Below are 18064 nucleotides of genomic sequence, written 5' to 3' on the forward strand. Positions count from 1 at the left end.
TTCAAGTCGGCTTGAACCGGACTCCGTTGGTGCGCTCAAAGCCCCAGCCGGTCAGAGCAGCCCGTTCTTCTTCAGGATCTCCGGGGCATTCTCCTTGGTGATCAGCATCGTCGGCAACGTGATGACCGGCTCCAGCTTTTCGCCCTTGAGCAGCTTGACCGCCTGCCGCAGGCCTTCGGCACCGGGCGTCGCATAGAGGAACGTCGCGGTCAGCTGACCCTTGGAGACCCAGGTGACGCCTTCGTCCGGCAGCCCGTCGATGCCGATGATGAACTTGATGTCCTTGTCGCGGCCGGCGTCCTTGGCGGCGAGATAGGCACCATAGGCCATCGGATCATTGTGACCGTAGACCAGGTCGATCTTCTCGTTGTTGCGCAACGCGGTCGTCATGATGTTGTAGGCCTTGTCCTGCTTCCAGTCGCCGGACTGGTTGTTGAGCAGATACTTGATGCCCGACTCCTTGTCGGTGTGGGCATGGAAGCCGTCGTGCCGGTCATGCGCGGGCTGGGTGCCCATGCCGCCCCAGATCTCGACGACGTTGCCGGTTGCCTTGCCTGGCCCGCCGAGCAGCTTCACCGCGTGCTCGCCGGCGGCTTTGCCGATCGCGACATTGTCGCCGCCGATGAACTGGGTGATGCGCTTGGTGTCGACGTTGCGGTCGAGCACGATGACCGGAATCTTGGCGTCGATCGCCTTCTCGACGACGCCGGTCAGTCCCGCGGACTCCTTGGGCGAGATCAAGAGTACGTTGACCTGCTGCACGATGAGGTTTTCGCAGTCGGCGACCTGCTTCTCGGTCTTGTCCTGGCCGTCGGTGATGACGAGGTCGACGTCCGGCTGGTTCTTCGCTTCGGCCTGGATGTCCTTGTTGAACTGCACGCGCCATGGTTCGAGCGTTGTGCATTGGCTGAAGCCGACCTTCCACTTGCCCGCGGCTTTGGCAGGACTCCAGCCGGCCGGCAGATAGACGGTCATGGCCGCACCGGCCATGGTGGTCGACAGTTTCAAGAATTCACGACGCTTCATCGAGATCCTCCCTTGCTTTTGCTTGCGCCTTTGCGGCGTTTGGCAGCCGATAGGCTTCGGCTGTTTTCGGATCGGCATGGACGTCCCGCGACCGGTTGAACCGCCATCGCGAGATGAGCTGGCCGAGATTCTGTTCCTGCACCAGCACGGTGCAGACGATGATCAGGCCCTTCATCAGGAGCTGGACGTTGGAGTCGATATTCTGAAGCTGAAGAATGTCCGACAGGAGCCCGAAGATCAGGACGCCGACGAAGGTGCCGGCGAGGCCGCCACGACCGCCCATCAGGCTGGTGCCGCCGATCACCACCGCAGCGATCGCGTCGAGCTCGAGGCCTGCGCCGGCATCGGGCTTGCCTTGCCTGTATTGTGCGACGAACAGCACGCCGGCGATTCCGGCGAGCAGTCCGGACAGAAGATAGGCCGTAAGCTGGACCTGGGCGACCTTGATGCCCGAGAGCTTGGCAGCCTCGACGTTCCCGCCGATCGCATACGCATAGCGGCCGAACGTCGTGAAACGCAGGATCGCGCCGAACAGGACGATCGCCGCCAGGAAGAAGACGCTCGGCACCGGCAGCACGCCCCAGAGCATCGAGCGCAGCAGCTCGAAGGCCTCGGTGGCGTTCGTGCCGGTGTAGACCGGCACAACGGCATTGTCCGATCCGGCGGTCAATCGTGCGATGCCGAGTGCGCTGACCATCATCGCGAGCGTCACGATGAAGGGCTGCATCCGGCCGGCGACGATCAGGAGCCCGTTGAGGGCTCCGAGTAGCAATGCGAGGCAAGGCGCCACCAGGAGCACGCCGAGCACGCCGAACTTGCCGGCCACCTGGCTCGCGGTCCACCACGCGATCGCGATCGCGACGATCAGGCCGAGCAGCGTGGGAATGCCGACGCTGTGCCAGCGCGACAGCGCGATGTCGCGGCGCCGCCCGGCGCCGACATCGCGGCCGCGGGCAAGGCCTGCGAATATGAAGCGCGCAGCCAGCGCGGCGGCCGCGCCGCAGACGAGCACGGCCGCCGGCACGCCCAGCGCCGAGGCCGCCGTCCAGCCCGGCTTGGTGAGCAGCATTGCGCATATCACCGTCGAAAAACCCATGACGGAGCCGACTGACAGATCGATGCCACCGAGCAGGATGACCATGGTCATGCCGGTTGCGACCAGTCCGGTGATCGAGACCTGACGGAGCACGTCGGTGAGATTGCCGTAGGACAGGAAGATGTTGTTGCCGGACGAGGTGTGCGGCGAGGTGAGGGCGCCGATCAGGCAGATCAATAGCAACCCCCAATAGAGCTTGGTTTGCGAGAGGAGTTTGAGTGCCTTCATGATGCTTCTTCCTGCGACCACGCCGCCATGCCCGGTGCGGCAAGGCGCATCACCGCCTCCTGCGTCGCATTCTCGCGCGTCAGGAGGCCGGTCTGCCGTCCCTCGCACATCACGAGGATGCGGTCGGACAACAAGAGAAGTTCGGGCATTTCCGAGGTCACCACGATGATGCCGAGGCCCTGTGCGGCGAGATCGAAGATCAGGCGATAGATTTCCTGCTTCGCGCCGATGTCGATGCCGCGGGTTGGCTCGTCGAGCAGCAGAATGCGCGGCTCGGTGGCGAGCCACTTGCCGATCACGACCTTCTGCTGGTTGCCGCCCGACAGCGTTGCGGCCGCCTGTCCAATGCCGGTGCAGCGGACCGACAACCGGCCGACCATCTCGCGAGCCAATGCACGTTCGCGTGCGAAGGAGCGCAGGCCGAATTGCGACAATACCCCGATCGACGGCAGCGCGATGTTGTCGCAGATCGAGGCGGCAAGGTGCAGGCCGCGCTCCTTGCGATCCTCGCTGACGAGCGCAAGGCCGAGGCGATAGGCATCCGCCGGCGCGTTGATGTCGGCGGTCTCATCGTCGATCGTGATGGTGCCGCCGCACCAGCCGCGCGCGACGCCGAAGATGGATTCCAGAATCTCGGTCCGTCCGGAGCCGAGCAGGCCGCCGATACCCAAAATCTCGCCGCGCCTGAGCTCGAAGCTGACGCCGTGCAGCATCCGGCGCCATCCGCGCGGACTGAGCGTGTCGAGCGTCAAGTCCTTGACCGACAGGATGACCGCGCCATCCGCCGCCGCCGCACCGCGGTCGCTTGCGGCCATGTCGCGGCCGACCATCGCCGAGATGATCGCGCCGCGCGACAATTCGCCGATTGGGGCCGTGACCACCCGCCTGCCGTCGCGCAGCACGGTGACGCGGTCGGCGAGCTCGAGCACCTCCTCGATGCGGTGCGAGGTGTAGATGACCGCGACGCCCTCGGCTGCGAGCTGTTGCACGATCTTGAACAGCGTCTCGCATTCCGACGACGACAGCGCCGAGGTCGGCTCGTCCATGATGAGGATACGGGCATCGAGCGACAGCGCCTTGGCGATTTCCACCAGCTGCTGCTCGCCGACACGCAAGTCGGCAACGCGACTCTCCGCGTCGAGCCTCACGCCCAGCCGGGCCAGCAGGCGCTCGGCCGCCTCGACCATGCGGCGGCGATCGATCAGCAGGCCCGCGATCAGTGGCTCGCGACCAAGAAAGATGTTGTCGGCCACGCTCAGCTCGGGGACGAGATTGAGCTCCTGGTGGATGATCGCGACGCCGGCTTCCTCGGCGTCGCGCACGCCGGCGAACGACATCGCCTGGCCCTCGACCTGAATGGTGCCGTCATAGCTCGTGTGCACGCCGGCGAGGATCTTCATCAGAGTGCTCTTGCCGGCGCCGTTCTCGCCCATCAGTGCGTGCACTTCGCCGGGGCGCAGATCGAAGTCGACATTGTGGAGAGCCTTCACTCCAGCGAAGGACTTGGAGACCTGTTCGGCGGAGAGAGCGACGTGACCGCTCGGCGCGCCGGCGCGAGCGCCAAGCTCGATCACGCGGGAGGACGCGCGTGATTCATCCTGCGCTCCGAGAGCACCGACGCGTGCTTCCATTGCTGCTCCTCCCAGCCCCGACTCTTCAGTCTTTGACCAACATTGAGCCGCAGGGGGTGATGGTTGTTGTTTTGCTGATATGCTAGTTATATCAGTCGTCGTTCGTCAAGCCTTCGTCCGCGCAATTGGACTTCGCCAACCGAAAAAGTGAAAATCAGCCTGGGATCAAAGCATGCATTCAATCGGCGGGTTCAGGGGCGGCGGAACTGTTGCAGCGCGAGGGCGCAGGGCAGGCGGGTCGAAAGTCGATCAGGCGTACCTCGCGTTGAAGCGCGCGATCGTATCGGGACAACTCGCGCCCGAAACACCAATCGACAAGAATGAGTGGTGCGCGACCTTCGACGTGTCGCGGCTGTCGATCACGACTGCGATCAACCGGCTTGCCTTCGAAGGCCTCGTCGTGGTCGAGCCGCAGCGCGGCTCCTATGTCGCGCGGATTCACCTTGAGGATGTGCGGCAATGGATGCTGATGCGTCGCGCGCTGGAGGTGGAGGTCGTCGAGGTCTGTGCCGCCGACATGTCGGACGAGGCGATCGCGGCGCTTGGTCAGAATCTCGCCTATCAGAAAGCCGCCATCGCCAGCGGTGATCTTGGAGGCTTTCATGAACTCGACACCAGGTTTCATCGCCAGATGACCGAAACCTTGAATCTTGCGCGGGTTGGCGAGGTGCTTGATCCGATCCGCACTCATCTTGAGCGCGTACGCAGGACTCTGCTTCCCGAGCCCGGGCGGCCCGAGGGGACGTTCCGCGAGCACGAAGCGATCTATCGCGCGATTGCCGCCCACAAGCCGGATCAGGCCAGGCGTGAGATGGCGGATCATCTTGACCGCGTCTCGCGCGAGCTGCAATCCTTTGTCGCCAAGCATCCCGGCTTTTTCGACGAGTAGAGGTCTAACCGGCCGTCATCGCGTCAGGCGAAAGCATCATGTATCTCGGAATCGATCTCGGCACCTCCGCGGTCAAGACGGTCCTCGTCGACGACACCCAGCACGTGATCGCAAGCGCGAGCCGGTCGCTCGCGACGGCCTCGCCGCGACCCGGTTATTCCGAGCAGGATCCGCGGAAATGGATCGAGGCGGCGTTTGCGACGTTGGATGAGCTGAAGGCGGATCATCCGCGCGAGCTGGCCGCGGTCGAGGGCATCGGCCTGTCCGGCCAGATGCATGGCGCCACGCTGCTCGACGCGAATCTCGAGCCGCTCCGCCCCTGCATTCTCTGGAATGATGGCCGCTCTGCAGCCGAGTGCCGTCAACTTGAAGAGCGCTGGCCGACCTTGCGCGCCACGACCGGCAACAAGGCGATGCCCGGCTTCACCGCGCCGAAGCTTTTGTGGATCGCGGCGAACGAGCCCGAGATCTTTGCGGCGACAAAACTCGTGCTGCTGCCGAAGGCCTATCTGCGCCTGGTGCTGACGGGCGAGGCGATCGAGGACGTTTCTGACGCCTCGGGATCGCTGTGGCTCGACGTCGCGCGGCGCGCCTGGTCGGATGAGGGCCTTGCCGCAACGGGCCTGTCACGCGCGCACATGCCGCGGCTGGTCGAAGGCTGTGCGCCATCGGTGCGCCTGACGCGCGAGCTCAGCGAACGCTGGGGCATGGTGAAACGGCCGATGATCGCAGGGGGTGCCGGCGACAACCCGGCCGGTGCGGTCGGCATCGGCGCGATCCGTCCGGGAACCGCGTTCATCTCGCTGGGCACATCCGGCGCGCTGTTGACGCCGACCGACAGGATTGCCGCGAACCCGGATCGCGTGGTGCATACCTTCGCGCATGCGATCCCCGCGATGTGGATTCAGGCCGGCGCGATCCTGTCGGCCGCGTCCTGCCTTGCCTGGATGGCGCGGCTACTCGGCGCCCCGGAGGCCGAGCTGCTGGCGCCGCTCGGTGCATGCCCGCAGGCACCGTCGCCGATAAGTTTCCTGCCTTACCTTGCCGGTGAGCGGACGCCGCATGACGACCCCAATGTGCGCGGCATGCTCGATGGTCTGAGCCACGGCACCGATCGCGCTGATATCGTGCAGGCGGTTCTTGAAGGCGTCGCGTTTGCGCTGGCCGATTGCCGCGATGCGCTCGCGGCTGCCGGCCTCGTAGTTTCGGAGGCCGATGTGATTGGCGGCGGCTCGCGGTCCGCTTTCTGGCTCGCCGTGCTGGCGAACGTGCTGAATATTCCGATCCACCGCTTTGCAGCAGGCGAGACCGGCGCCGCGTTCGGTGCGGCGAGATTGGGGCGCCTTGCTGTCACCGGCGAGGCGATCGCAGCCGTCTGCACGTCGCCGCGGCGCGTCGAGACTTTTGAACCCGAGCGGGCGCTCGCCGATGCCTACGCCGAACGTCTGCCCGCATGGCGCGAGCTGTACCGGCCGCACCATTAGCGTCGTGCGTTCCGCATGTGCACCTCTTCGATATTGTCGGTTCGGTATTGCCCTGCGCCGCCGCCTTTTGTTTAATGGTCGAACCGCGCTAACAACGAAAGAGACGCGGGTGGGAAACGCATTGTGCGCCGGGAGGCACGATGAACGATCCGATCCTCGAGATGCGCGGGGTCTCCAAATCCTTCTTCGGTATCAAGGCGCTGCGCGCCGTTGACCTTACCGTCTATGCGGGCGAGGTCCACGCCCTGATGGGCGAGAACGGTGCCGGAAAATCAACCCTGATGAAAATTTTATCGGGTGCCTACCGGCCCGATCCCGGCGGCGAGATCCGCATCGAGGGCAAGCCGGTACGGATCGAAGGCCCGCTCGGCGGCCGCGCTGCCGGCATCTCGATCATCTATCAGGAACTGTCCTTGGCCCCCAACTTGACCGTCGCGGAGAATATTTATCTCGGCCGCGAGGTCTCACGTTCTGGATTGCTCGCGCGCAGCGACATGCGCGTCGGTGTCGGCCCGATCCTGGAGCGGCTGGGCGCCGACTTCACCCCGTCGACGCTGGTGGCACATCTTTCCATGGGCCAGCGCCAGCTGGTCGAGATCGCGCGTGCGCTGCACGCGCGTTCCAAAATCCTGATCATGGATGAGCCGACGACCGCGCTGTCGGCCGGCGAGAGCGAGCGGCTGTTCGCGCTGGTCCGGCAACTGCGCGCCGAAGGGCTTGCCATCATCTATATCTCGCATCGTATGGACGAGGTCTATGCGCTCGGCGATCGCGTCACGGTGCTCCGTGACGGACGTCTGGTCGGCTCGCTCGACAAGTCTGACATCCGCGCCGACAGCATCGTCCGCATGATGGTCGGGCGCGACGTCTCGTCTTTCTACAAGAAGGACCACGATCCCGAGGCTGGAAAGGGGCATCCGGTACTCACCGCGACCGATATGTCCGACGGGCAGCGCGTCAAGGGCTGTTCGCTGACCGTGCATGCGGGCGAGGTCGTGGGACTGGCCGGCCTGATCGGCGCAGGCCGCACCGAACTTGCACATCTGATCATCGGCGCCGCGCCGAAGATTTCCGGCCGTGTCGAACTCGAAGGCCAGCCAATCGACATCCGCACACCCGGCGAGGCGCTCGAGGCCGGCATCGCCTACCTCACCGAGGACCGCAAGGCGCTCGGCCTGTTCCTGGACATGTCGTGCCAGGATAACATTAACCTTGCCGTGCTTGGGCGCGATGCGAAGCTCGGCTGGTTCCTCGATCGCGACAAGGCGCGTGAGCGCGCCGACAGGGCTTTCGCGGGCTTAAGCATCCGCGCCGCCAACGCCGGCGTCCCCGCGGGCGGACTGTCCGGCGGAAATCAGCAGAAGGTGCTGCTCTCGCGGCTGCTTGCAATCGGCCCCAAAGTCCTGATCCTCGATGAGCCGACGCGCGGCGTCGACGTCGGGGCCAAGTCCGAAATCTATTCGATCATCGACAATCTCGCCAAGGCTGGCACGGCGATCCTCATCATCTCGTCCGATCTGCCCGAGATTATCGGCATCTGCGACCGCGTCATCGTGATGCGACTGGGGCACGTCGAAGGCGAGATCAGGCGAACCGCGACACAGCCGCTGACCGAGGAGGATATCATGGCACTTGCGACGGGGATGGAGCACCTCGATGCCTGATCAGGGATCTTCACCAACAAAGGCGGCCACGGCAAACGGACTTGCCGCTGCCCAGGAGACGAAACGCCAGCGGGTCAGGCTCCTGATCCAGGCGGCCGGCATGCTGCCGGTGCTGCTGCTGCTGTGCGCCGGCTTTCATTACCTGTCGGACGGCCGTTTCTTCACTGGCCAAAATCTCGGCATCGTGCTGCAGCAGGCCGCGGTCAACACCGTGCTGGCGGCGGGCATGACCTTCGTCATCCTCACCGGCGGCATCGACCTGTCGGTCGGCTCGATCCTGGCGGCCTCCGCGATGGCCGGGCTGACCCTGTCAAAACTGCCCGAGCTCGGGGCGCTGTGGCTGCCGGCCGCCGTTCTCACCGGGCTCGGCTTCGGCGTCGTCAATGGCGCGCTGATCGCGCTGCTGCGACTGCCACCCTTCATCGTTACGCTCGGCTCGCTCACCGCCGTGCGCGGTCTGGCGCGCCTGCTCGGCGCCGACACCACCGTGTTCAACCCTTCCATTCCCTATGCCTTCATCGGCAACGGCTCGCTTACTCTCATTCCCGGCGTGATCTCGATTCCCTGGCTATCGGTGATTGCGCTGCTCGTGATCCTCGTTTCCTGGCTGGTGTTGCGCCGAACCGTGCTCGGCGTGCATATCTACGCGGTCGGCGGCAATGAAAGCGCGGCGCGGCTTGCCGGCATCAAGGTCTGGGCGGTGCTGATCTTCGTCTACGGGGTATCGGGACTGTTTGCCGGCCTTGGCGGTGCGATGCAGGCGGCGCGGCTCTATGCAGCCAACGGCTTGCAGCTCGGACAAAGCTACGAGCTCGATGCGATCACGGCCGTGATCCTCGGCGGCACCTCCTTCGTCGGCGGCATCGGCTCGATCTGGGGAACGCTGGTCGGCGCGCTGATCATCGCCGTGCTGTCGAACGGCCTGATCCTGGTCGGCGTATCCGACATCTGGCAATACGTCATCAAGGGACTGGTGATCATCGGCGCCGTCGCGCTCGATCGTTACCGCCTTCAAGGCTCGGCGCGCACCTGACGATCGGTGCGCGAAGGCACGGCCACTCGCGCTGTGGAACTCCGTTGCGGCAACTGGTCAGCCGCGCGGGACATCAAATCAGACCAGGGAGGAAGCCAATGTTGAAGACGATCTCGCTTACCAGCGCCGCCGTGGCGCTTGCCCTGAGCTCCACGCCGCTGCAGGCGAAGGAGCTCAAATCCATCGGCGTCTCGCTCGGTTCACTCGGCAACCCGTTTTTCGTCGCGCTGTCGAAGGGCGCCGAGTTCGAAGCCAAGAAAACCAATCCCAACGTCAAGGTCACGACCGTCGGCTTCGAATACGATCTCGGCAAGCAGGTGACCCAGATCGACAACTTCATCGCCGCCGGCGTCGATCTGATCCTGTTGAACCCCGGCGATCCCAAGGCGATCGGCCCGGCAATCAAGAAAGCGCAGGCCGCCGGCATCATCGTCGTCGCGGTCGATACCGCGGCAGAAGGCGCCGACGCCACGGTGACCACGAACAACGTCCAGGCCGGCGAGATCTCCTGCCAGTACATCGTCGACAAGCTCGGCGGCAAAGGCGACGTGATCATCGAGAACGGGCCGCAGGTCTCCGCGGTGATCGACCGCGTCAACGGTTGCAAGACCGTGTTCGGCAAGAACCCCGGCATCAAGGTTCTGTCCAGCGACCAGGACGGCAAGGGCTCGCGCGAAGGTGGCCTCACAGTGGCGCAAGGCTACCTGACCCGCTTCCCGAAGATCGATGCCATCTTCGCGATCAACGATCCGCAGGCGATCGGCACTGATCTGGCCGCGCGCCAGCAGAGCCGCTCCGGCATCATCATCACCGCCGTCGACGGCGCCCCCGACATCGAGGCCGCGCTGAAAGATCCGCAGTCGCCGCAGATCCAGGCTTCGGCCTCGCAGGATCCGTTCTTCATGGCACGCCGTGCCGTGCAGGTCGGCGTCGGCATCCTGGGCGGGCAGAAGCCCGCCTCGACCGTCGAACTGCTGCCGTCGAAGCTCGTGACGCGCGACAACGTCGCCGACTACAAGGGCTGGACCTCGGATCGCACGCAGTAAGCGGCATCGCCTTTGCCGGCGCCGCCCCTTGCGGGCGGCGCTGGAACGCTGCAAGACGGGAGGCGTTTGTGATCGGCGGCATGTGCCGTTCGACAGAACCCCCATGAGTGCGTCGCCTATGCAGCAATCCGATTCATCGACCTCGTTCGCATCCCGCCTCGTTGGACGATATGCACTTATAACCGGCGCGTCCCAAGGGATCGGGCGTGCGATCGCCGTTCGCTTCGCGCAGGAAGGGGCGACCGTTGCCATCAACTATCTGGAACACCGTACGGATGCGGAGAACACGCTTGCGCTTGCACAGGCGGCCTCGCGCGAGCGCGGCCATGGCGACCGGGATCATGTCGTCATTCAGGCCAATGTCGCTGTCGAGGCGGACATCACGCGGATGTTTGAAACGGTGCTGTCGCGCTGGCGGCGGCTCGATTGCCTCGTCAACAATGCCGGCTTCCAGAAGGAATCGCCGAGCGAGGCGCTCGACATCGAGGCCTATCGGCGCATCATCGACGTCAATCTCAACGGCGCCGTGCTCTGCGCGCAGAAGGCGCTGGCGCATTTCGTGAGCCGGGGAGGCGGCGGTACCATCGTCAACTGCTCGAGCGTGCATCAGATCGTTCCAAAGCCCGGCTATCTCGCCTATTCGATCAGCAAGGGCGGCATGGCGAATCTGACCCGCACGCTCGCGCTCGAATTTGCCGGCCGCGGCATTCGCGTCAACGCCGTCGGGCCGGGCGCGATCGACACGCCGATCAACGCAGCCTGGACCGGGGATACGAAAAAGCGCGCGGACGTCGAGAGTCACATCCCGCTCGGCCGGGTTGGAACGGCCGACGAGATCGCCGCGGTGTTCGCCTTCCTCGCCTCGGACGAGTCGAGCTACATCACCGGTCAGACCATCTACGCCTGCGGGGGTATTACGCTGTTTGGGGAATTCCGCGAGAACTGGGCGAGCTAGAACTCCCGACGTCTGCTACACTCCGCGTCAACCCGAAGGGCGCGCCAGCGCGTGACACAAGCGGCAATCGGGGAGGGGGATCATGTCGACGGCCACGGGCTCTAACGAGCAAGGTAGCGGCTACTTTCCACGCTGGAAGCTGAAGACCTCGGGCGTGATCCTGCCCGAGGAACGGCTGCCCTGGGGCCAGACGATCATCGCCAGCCTCCAGCACGGCGTCGCGATGTCGGGAGCCACGATCATCGCGCCGTTGCTGATGGGGTTCGACCCAAATCTCGCACTGTTCTTTTCCGGCGTCGGCACGCTGATCTTCTTCGTGGTCGTAGCCGGACGTGTGCCGAGCTATCTCGGCTCCAGCTTCGCCTTCATCGCCGTCGTCATCGCTGCGACCGGCTATTCCGGGCAGGGACCGAATCCCAATATCGACGTTGCGCTCGGCGGCATCGTCGGCGCTGGCGCGCTCTATGGCATCATCGCGCTGATCGTGATGTGGGCCGGCGTCGGCTGGGTCGAGCGTCTGATGCCGCCGGTCGTCACTGGTGCGGTGGTCGCCGCGATTGGTCTCAATCTCGCGCCTGTGGCTGTGAAGGCCGTGAGCGCAGGCGCGTTCGACACCTGGGTCGGACTATTGACCGTCCTGATCATCGGCCTGACCGCGGTCGCAGCCCCGGGATTGTGGCGGCGGCTGCCGATCATCGTTGGTGCCGTTGGCGGCTATCTCCTTTATCTCTTGCTTGCCAATGGCCTGGGTCTCGGCAAACCGGTCGACTTCACTCAACTCGCCGCTGCGCCCTGGATAGGCCTGCCCAAATTCACGACGCCGACCTTCCATGCCGACGCGATCTTCCTGATCGCGCCCGTCGCGATCATCCTGGTTGCCGAGAATCTCGGCCACATCAAAGCCATTGGCGTGATGACCGGCCGAAGCCTGGATGGCTATCTCGGCCGCGCGTTCCTCGGCGACAGCCTTGCCACGATCGTCTCCGCCTGCGGCGGGGGCACCGGCGTCACCACCTATGCCGAAAACATCGGCGTCATGGCGGCGACGAAGGTCTATTCGACGATGCTTTTCGCGGTGACCTCGATAGTATCGATCCTGCTCGGCTTCTCGCCGAAATTCGGCGCGCTGATTCTGTCGATCCCGGGTCCCGTGATCGGCGGCCTGTCGATCGTCCTGTTCGGTCTGATCGCGGCGATGGCCGGGCGAATCTGGGTCGAGAACAAGGTCGACTTCTCCAACCCGCGCAACCTGATCACGGTCGCCGTTGCGCTCACTGCCGGTGCCGGCGATCTCACGCTGAAGTTTGGCGCATTCACGATGGGCGGCATCGGCACTGCGACCTTCGGCGCGATCATCCTCTACCAGATTTTGGCCACAAAGGACGCGGGCAACTGATCAGCGGAAGCCGTGATGTGCGGATTTCATCAGGCCACAGGTAGCTCGAGCGCGATGACGCCGTCGCCGCTATCCGTGGATCTGATGCTGTCGCGCGCCACCGATTCGATGGCGGGCCACCGCTCGCGGAACAGCGCTGATGCGTCGTGGAAGTTCGGGGCGTCGACCCTGACACAGCAGGCCCGCCGCTTGCCGCCATCCGCTATCTGAAATGAGAAGGTGAAGCCGACCCGCTCCGCATCGCCGTCGATCGCCCGCAGTTTTTGCATCAGTGTCCCCTGATGTTGCATTCACCGGCGTACCTTGCGTTTTCGATTTGGAAATTCCTGCGGCGCGATTGTGGCGCCGATCAAATAGGTTTGCAGTGTTGCAAACATCTGACACTTGTCGTGAGGTGGCGCTTCAAGGCCTTGTTCCCAATGACTACGATTAAGCCAACAGGCTGAGCGCGTGAGCTGAAGACGGACATGGAAGCGAGACGCCATATCATCGCAAGCGTGGCGCTTGCCGTTGCAATCGCCTTGAGTGGGGTCGTGAATGTCGGCTCATCGGCGCACGCGCAGCCAGCCGCGCTTACCGCGAAGCAGTCAGGAGCGCTCGAGGCCTACAATCGGGCGTTGAGTGACTTCAAGGCGATCCTCAGCCAGCGACGCCGCCAGATCGACGCGCACGAGCCGCTTCCGAACCTGCCGGGACAAGCCCTTTACCTGGCGCGCGTCGACGTCATGAGCACTTACAAGGATCTCACCGATGTACTTCCGTCGCGGATCGGACGGCCCAACAAATACGAGGTTCCAGCGGCGTATTTCGACGCTGATATCGAACCGCTGATCGACGAGTACAGAAATCTTTTCGACGTCATGGAGGCGCCGCCCGCGAATGCGCAGGCCTCACCGACGCCATTCAAGGACGTCGTCGATCTCGGTACTGCGATCGCGCGCGCGAAAGGATTGGATACGAAGGGGGCGGACGCGGCCGGCCGTATCAGCCTGGGGCTGTTCTTCGCCGAGACCAACGGCAAGCAGAATGTCGGCAATGGGCGCTCCAACACCTATATCGGCAGCTTTCAGACCGGCCCGTCCGAAGACCGCAATGGCCGGAAGCGATGGCAAGCGATCAGGCCGTCCATCGCCTCACTTGATCCGAAACTGATCGCGCGCGACGACAAGGAGGAGGCGCGCGTCAGCCTCGACCATCGGCTCAACCACTGGACCGCGGTGCGTGACGGCCTCATGAACGCCCACGCGGATCTCTTCGCGGCGATCCCCGATATCGCCAAGACGCTGCCGGACCCGATCGACCAGATGAAATTCTTCGAACTCATCCAGATCATCCCGACGGCGACGCGAGCCGCGCTGAAGTCGGGCAACTTACTTCGGAGCCGAGTCTCTGACCCGACGGTCATGAAATACTTACGCAACAACAGCATCTTTGCCTATGGACGCGCAGACAGGGCAAGAACGTCAGCGAGCTTCCGTGAAATCCTCGATGCGATGTGGCTGTTCAATCAGAAGTTCGCGCGGGCGCAGGCGGAGTTCGAACGCGTGCGGGCGCGGTGAGGGCATCCACCGCATCTTCTCCGCCAGCTCGCTCCATTCGCCTGCGGAGCCGGCGAGGGCAAGGTCAGGCTCCAATCAGGTCAGTTATCCTGACCATCTTTTGGCGTTGCAGTTTCAGCCATTTCTCGTCTAGAAACGCCTCAACGGGCCTCCCGGCAATGAACCGTCAACGGTTTTGGCCGAGGATTTGTGGCTCAAAGGGTCTGGCAATGCTGATTCGCGGCCAAAAAAATGGGATCTCGGGGGAGGCGGCTCTGGCCGTCGGCACCGCCGCGTCCCGGTCCGCGATCCTGCCCACCCTCCTTCTTGGCGAGCTCCTTCTTACCTGCCCCTGAGGGCCGGCTGGGCGAAACGCGCCTGGGCACTCAGGGGTTGTACGAGATCACCGGACACCTCAAGCGCTCGAGCCAATCGAAGGGCGCACCACCTTAAAGGAAATTTCGAAATGGCCCCCGTGAACAAGTCCGAGAAGGACCGCGTCATTATTTTCGACACCACGCTGCGCGACGGCGAGCAGTGCCCCGGCGCGACCATGACGTTCGAGGAGAAGCTCGAAGTTGCGGAGCTGCTCGACGATATGGGCGTCGACGTGATCGAAGCCGGCTTCCCCATCACCTCCGAAGGCGACTTCCAGGCGGTCAGCGAGATCGCCCGCCGCTCCAAGAATGCCGTCATCGCCGGGTTGTCGCGCGCGCATCCGGCCGACATCGATCGTTGCGCCGAAGCAGTGAAATTTGCAAAGCGCGGCCGCGTCCACACCGTGATCGCGACCTCGCCGCTGCATATGCGGGTGAAGTTGAATAAGACGCCGGAGCAGGTGATCGAGACGTCGGTCGCCATGGTCGCACGCGCCCGCAATCTGATCGACGACGTCGAATGGTCGGCTGAGGACGGCACCCGCAGCGAGATGGACTTTCTCTGCCGCATCGTCGAGGCCGTCATCAAGGCCGGCGCCACCACGGTGAACATCCCCGACACCGTTGGCTACACCACGCCCGATGAGTACACCCACTTCATGAAGACGCTCATCGAGCGCGTGCCGAACTCGGACAAGGCGGTGTTCTCAGTGCACTGCCACAACGACCTCGGCATGGCCGTTGCGAATTCGCTGGCCGGCGTCGTCGGCGGCGCGCGTCAGGTCGAGTGCACCATCAACGGCATCGGCGAGCGCGCTGGCAACGCCGCACTCGAGGAGATCGTGATGGCGATCAACGTGCGCAACGACAAATTCCCGTACTGGAACAAGATCGACACCACGCAGCTCACCCGCGCCTCGAAGGTGGTGTCTGCGGCGACCTCGTTCCCGGTGCAGTACAACAAGGCGATCGTCGGCCGGAACGCGTTCGCGCATGAGAGCGGCATCCATCAGGACGGCGTGCTGAAGGATGCCTCGACCTACGAAATCATGCGGCCGGAGATGGTCGGCCTGAAGCAGTCCTCGCTGGTTCTCGGCAAGCATTCCGGCCGCCACGCCTTCGTGCACAAGCTGGAGGAGATGGGCTACAAGCTCGGCCCGAACCAGCTGGAAGATGCATTTGCGCGGATGAAGGCGCTGGCCGACCGCAAGAAGGACATCTACGACGAGGACATCGAGGCGCTGGTCGACGAGGAAATGGCGGCCTCCCACGACCGCATCAAGCTGACCTCGCTGACCGTGATCGCGGGCACCCATGGTCCGCAGCGCGCGACCATGAAGCTCGATGTCGACGGCCAGACCAGGATCGAGGAAGCCGAGGGCAACGGTCCGGTCGATGCCGTCTTCAACTGCATCAAGGCGCTGGTGCCGCACGAGGCCAAGCTCGAATTGTACCAGGTTCACGCAGTCACCGAAGGCACCGACGCGCAGGCCGAAGTATCGGTCCGTCTGTCCCATGACGGCCGATCAATGACGGCACGCGCGGCGGATCCGGACACGCTGGTGGCCTCCGCCAAGGCCTATCTCGGCGCGCTCAATAAGATCGTCATGAAGCGCCAGCGCGATACGGTGCAGACGGCAGCGGCGAGCTGACGAACGTTGGCTTGTCATTCCGGGGCGTGCGAAGCACGAACCCGGAATCCCGAGATTCCGGGTTCGGCTCTTCGAACTGCCCCGGAATGACGCCGAATACCTGCCCTGCTAACGGCCAATAGCGCCGGTGTGCGCCGGCCTGTATTGATGCAGCCAGCACAAGGATGGGCCGCCCGCGCACCGGGCGGCCCAAACAATAACAAGGGAGACATCATGCGCACCTTCGCGATCGCGGCATCCGTCGCGGCTTTGGTTCTGGGGCTTGCCGGTTCGGCAGCCGCCGACCCGATCGTCATCAAGTTCAGCCACGTCGTCGCGACCGATACGCCGAAGGGCAAGGCGGCCGAGAAGTTCAAGGAGCTTGCCGAGAAATATACCGGCGGCAAGGTGAAGGTCGAGGTCTATCCGAACTCGACGCTCTACAAGGACAAGGAAGAGCTCGAGGCGCTCCAGCTCGGCAGCGTGCAGATGCTGGCGCCGTCGAACTCCAAGTTCGGCCCGCTCGGCATCCGCGAGTTCGAGGTGTTCGATCTGCCCTACATCCTCCCTGACCTGAAGACGCTGCGGAAAGTGACGGAGGGTCCGCTCGGCGCAAAACTGCTCAAGCTGCTGGACGCCAAGGGCATCACCGGCCTTGCCTATTGGGATAACGGCTTCAAGCAGATGAGTGCCAACAAGAAGCTGATCACGCCGGCCGACTATCAGGGCGTGAAATTTCGTATCCAGTCCTCGCGCGTGCTCCAGGCTCAGTTCAAGGCGCTGGGATCGCTGCCGCAGGTGATGGCGTTCTCCGAGGTCTATCAAGCACTCCAGACCGGCGTCGTCGACGGGCAGGAGAATACCTGGTCCAACATCTACACCCAGAAAATGCACGAGGTGCAGAAGTTCATCACCCAGACCAATCACGGCTACATCGGCTACGTCGTGATCGTGAACAAGAAGTTCTGGGACGACCTGCCAACCGATGTCCGCGACCAGCTTGCCAAGGCGATGAAGGAAGCGACCGATTTCAACAACGCGCAGTCGCAGAAGGAGAATGACGATGCGCTCGCCGAGATCAAGAAGAGCGGCAAGAACGAGATCATTGCGCTGACGCCGGAACAGGACGAGGCGATGCGCAAGGCGATGGAGCCGGTCTACAAGGATGCCGCGAGCCGCGTCGGCCAGCCGCTCATCGACGAATTCCAGAAGGAAGCGAAGAGCGCGACGAACTGAGATAGCCTGCGATTATAGAAGGGCTTCCGCGTGCGCCGCGGAAGCCCTTCATTCGTTTGGCGACCATTGTTGCGAATGATTTCAAACTGCGACAATGGAAGCGGTGTTTGCAATGCGGTGTTTGGATATGTCTTGATTACATCTTGGTAAGACTGGCCTCTCTATCGAAGTTGTAAGTTGAACACGGTGCAAATGGCGCCCATCTTCAGGGAACCTTGGAAGAGGAGGTTCGTATGAGGAAGTTCGCCATCGCCGCTATCGCGGTGCTCAGCATCGCCGGCTCCGGCGCTGTCTACGCGCAATATCATCGCTTCTCCGACCACATGCGTCACATGCGCATGAATCCGGAAGACCGTGCCGCCTTGGTCGATGCGCGCATCGCGGCGGTGCATGCCGGCTTGAAGCTGAATGCCGACCAGGAGAAGCTGTGGCCGCCTGTCGAGGCCGCCGTGCGCGACTTCGCCAAGCTACGCATCGATCGCGCCAATGCGCGAATGAACGCTGGCCCGGGCGATGCCGACAGGACGGATGATCCGGTCGCCCGCCTGCGCCAGCGCGCTGACGACATGGGCGCGACGTCCGCGGCGCTGAAGAAGATCGCCGATGCCGCCGATCCCCTCTACAAGACCCTGGATGAGGGTCAGAAGCGGCGTCTGGCCGTCCTGACCCGCCACCAGGGCCCGTTCGGCGGCGAAGGCGGCTGGCACCACCGCTTCATGGAGCGCGGCATGGATCGCATGATGGACCGCGGCATGGACCGCTTCCACGGCGGCGACCGGGATGGCGGGCCGGATCGGGACGGCGGACGCCTGTAAGAGGACCGGGATTCCCCGG

At 63.9% G+C, this 18064-nt stretch carries 15 protein-coding genes; 11 read left to right on the plus strand and 4 right to left on the minus strand.

Annotated features, from left to right (window positions below; genetic code table 11):
• Positions 1-51 precede the first annotated feature (51 nt).
• The 3 genes from SO140_RS14970 to SO140_RS14980 are packed head-to-tail and all read right to left on the minus strand — an operon-like array spanning position 52 to position 3981.
• Positions 52-975: a substrate-binding domain-containing protein gene (locus tag SO140_RS14970; protein ID WP_449379007.1), complete on the minus strand. Its 924-nt coding sequence runs from the start codon at positions 973-975 to the stop codon at positions 52-54.
• Between the two features lie 37 nt (positions 976-1012).
• Positions 1013-2350: an ABC transporter permease gene (locus tag SO140_RS14975; RefSeq protein WP_449378962.1), complete on the minus strand. Its 1338-nt coding sequence runs from the start codon at positions 2348-2350 to the stop codon at positions 1013-1015.
• Entirely contained in the window at positions 2347-3981 is a 1635-nt protein-coding gene (locus tag SO140_RS14980) for a sugar ABC transporter ATP-binding protein (RefSeq protein WP_449378961.1), read from the minus strand. The genes SO140_RS14975 and SO140_RS14980 overlap by 4 nt, the downstream gene beginning before the upstream one ends.
• A 172-nt stretch (positions 3982-4153) precedes the next feature.
• On the opposite strand from SO140_RS14980, the gene SO140_RS14985 reads away from it, so the two are divergent.
• The 7 genes from SO140_RS14985 (at position 4154) to SO140_RS15015 (ending at position 12448) form a co-directional block, all read left to right on the plus strand.
• Complete coding sequence (locus SO140_RS14985) at positions 4154-4870, plus strand: GntR family transcriptional regulator (RefSeq protein ID WP_449378960.1); 717 nt, start codon at positions 4154-4156, stop codon at positions 4868-4870.
• A 38-nt stretch (positions 4871-4908) separates the two neighbouring features.
• The gene (gene xylB, locus SO140_RS14990) at positions 4909-6354 is read left to right on the plus strand and encodes a xylulokinase (protein ID WP_449378959.1); all 1446 of its coding nucleotides are present in this window, start codon (positions 4909-4911) and stop codon (positions 6352-6354) included.
• A gap of 140 nt (positions 6355-6494) precedes the next feature.
• Entirely contained in the window at positions 6495-8018 is a 1524-nt protein-coding gene (locus SO140_RS14995) for a sugar ABC transporter ATP-binding protein (RefSeq protein WP_449378958.1), read from the plus strand.
• Positions 8011-9051: an ABC transporter permease subunit gene (locus SO140_RS15000; RefSeq protein ID WP_449378957.1), complete on the plus strand. Its 1041-nt coding sequence runs from the start codon at positions 8011-8013 to the stop codon at positions 9049-9051. The genes SO140_RS14995 and SO140_RS15000 overlap by 8 nt, the downstream gene beginning before the upstream one ends.
• Positions 9052-9149: 98 nt before the next feature.
• A complete protein-coding gene (locus SO140_RS15005; protein WP_449378956.1) occupies positions 9150-10097 on the plus strand; it encodes an ABC transporter substrate-binding protein in 948 nt (315 codons plus the stop codon).
• A gap of 118 nt (positions 10098-10215) precedes the next feature.
• A complete protein-coding gene (locus tag SO140_RS15010; protein ID WP_449379006.1) occupies positions 10216-11052 on the plus strand; it encodes an SDR family oxidoreductase in 837 nt (278 codons plus the stop codon).
• A gap of 82 nt (positions 11053-11134) precedes the next feature.
• A complete protein-coding gene (locus SO140_RS15015) occupies positions 11135-12448 on the plus strand; it encodes a solute carrier family 23 protein (protein ID WP_449378955.1) in 1314 nt (437 codons plus the stop codon).
• 29 nt (positions 12449-12477) lie between these two features.
• On the opposite strand, the gene SO140_RS15020 is transcribed toward SO140_RS15015, so the two are convergent.
• Positions 12478-12717 (minus strand): hypothetical protein, encoded by a 240-nt coding sequence (locus SO140_RS15020; RefSeq protein WP_449378954.1) that lies wholly within the window; start codon positions 12715-12717, stop codon positions 12478-12480.
• A 198-nt stretch (positions 12718-12915) separates the two neighbouring features.
• On the opposite strand from SO140_RS15020, the gene SO140_RS15025 reads away from it, so the two are divergent.
• The 4 genes from SO140_RS15025 to SO140_RS15040 all read left to right on the plus strand — a co-directional run bounded on the left by SO140_RS15025 (position 12916) and on the right by SO140_RS15040 (position 18045).
• Positions 12916-14007, plus strand: a complete 1092-nt coding sequence (locus SO140_RS15025; protein WP_449378953.1) for a hypothetical protein — start codon at positions 12916-12918, stop codon at positions 14005-14007.
• 445 nt (positions 14008-14452) lie between these two features.
• Entirely contained in the window at positions 14453-16015 is a 1563-nt protein-coding gene (locus tag SO140_RS15030) for a 2-isopropylmalate synthase (RefSeq protein ID WP_449378952.1), read from the plus strand.
• A 213-nt stretch (positions 16016-16228) separates the two neighbouring features.
• Positions 16229-17230: a TRAP transporter substrate-binding protein gene (locus SO140_RS15035; protein WP_449378951.1), complete on the plus strand. Its 1002-nt coding sequence runs from the start codon at positions 16229-16231 to the stop codon at positions 17228-17230.
• 233 nt (positions 17231-17463) lie between these two features.
• Positions 17464-18045 carry a Spy/CpxP family protein refolding chaperone gene (locus SO140_RS15040; protein WP_449378950.1) on the plus strand — a complete coding sequence of 194 codons (582 nt, stop codon included), beginning with the start codon at positions 17464-17466 and terminating at the stop codon, positions 18043-18045.
• Positions 18046-18064 lie beyond the last annotated feature (19 nt).

It is taken from the genome of Bradyrhizobium sp. UFLA05-108, from assembly GCF_059803455.1.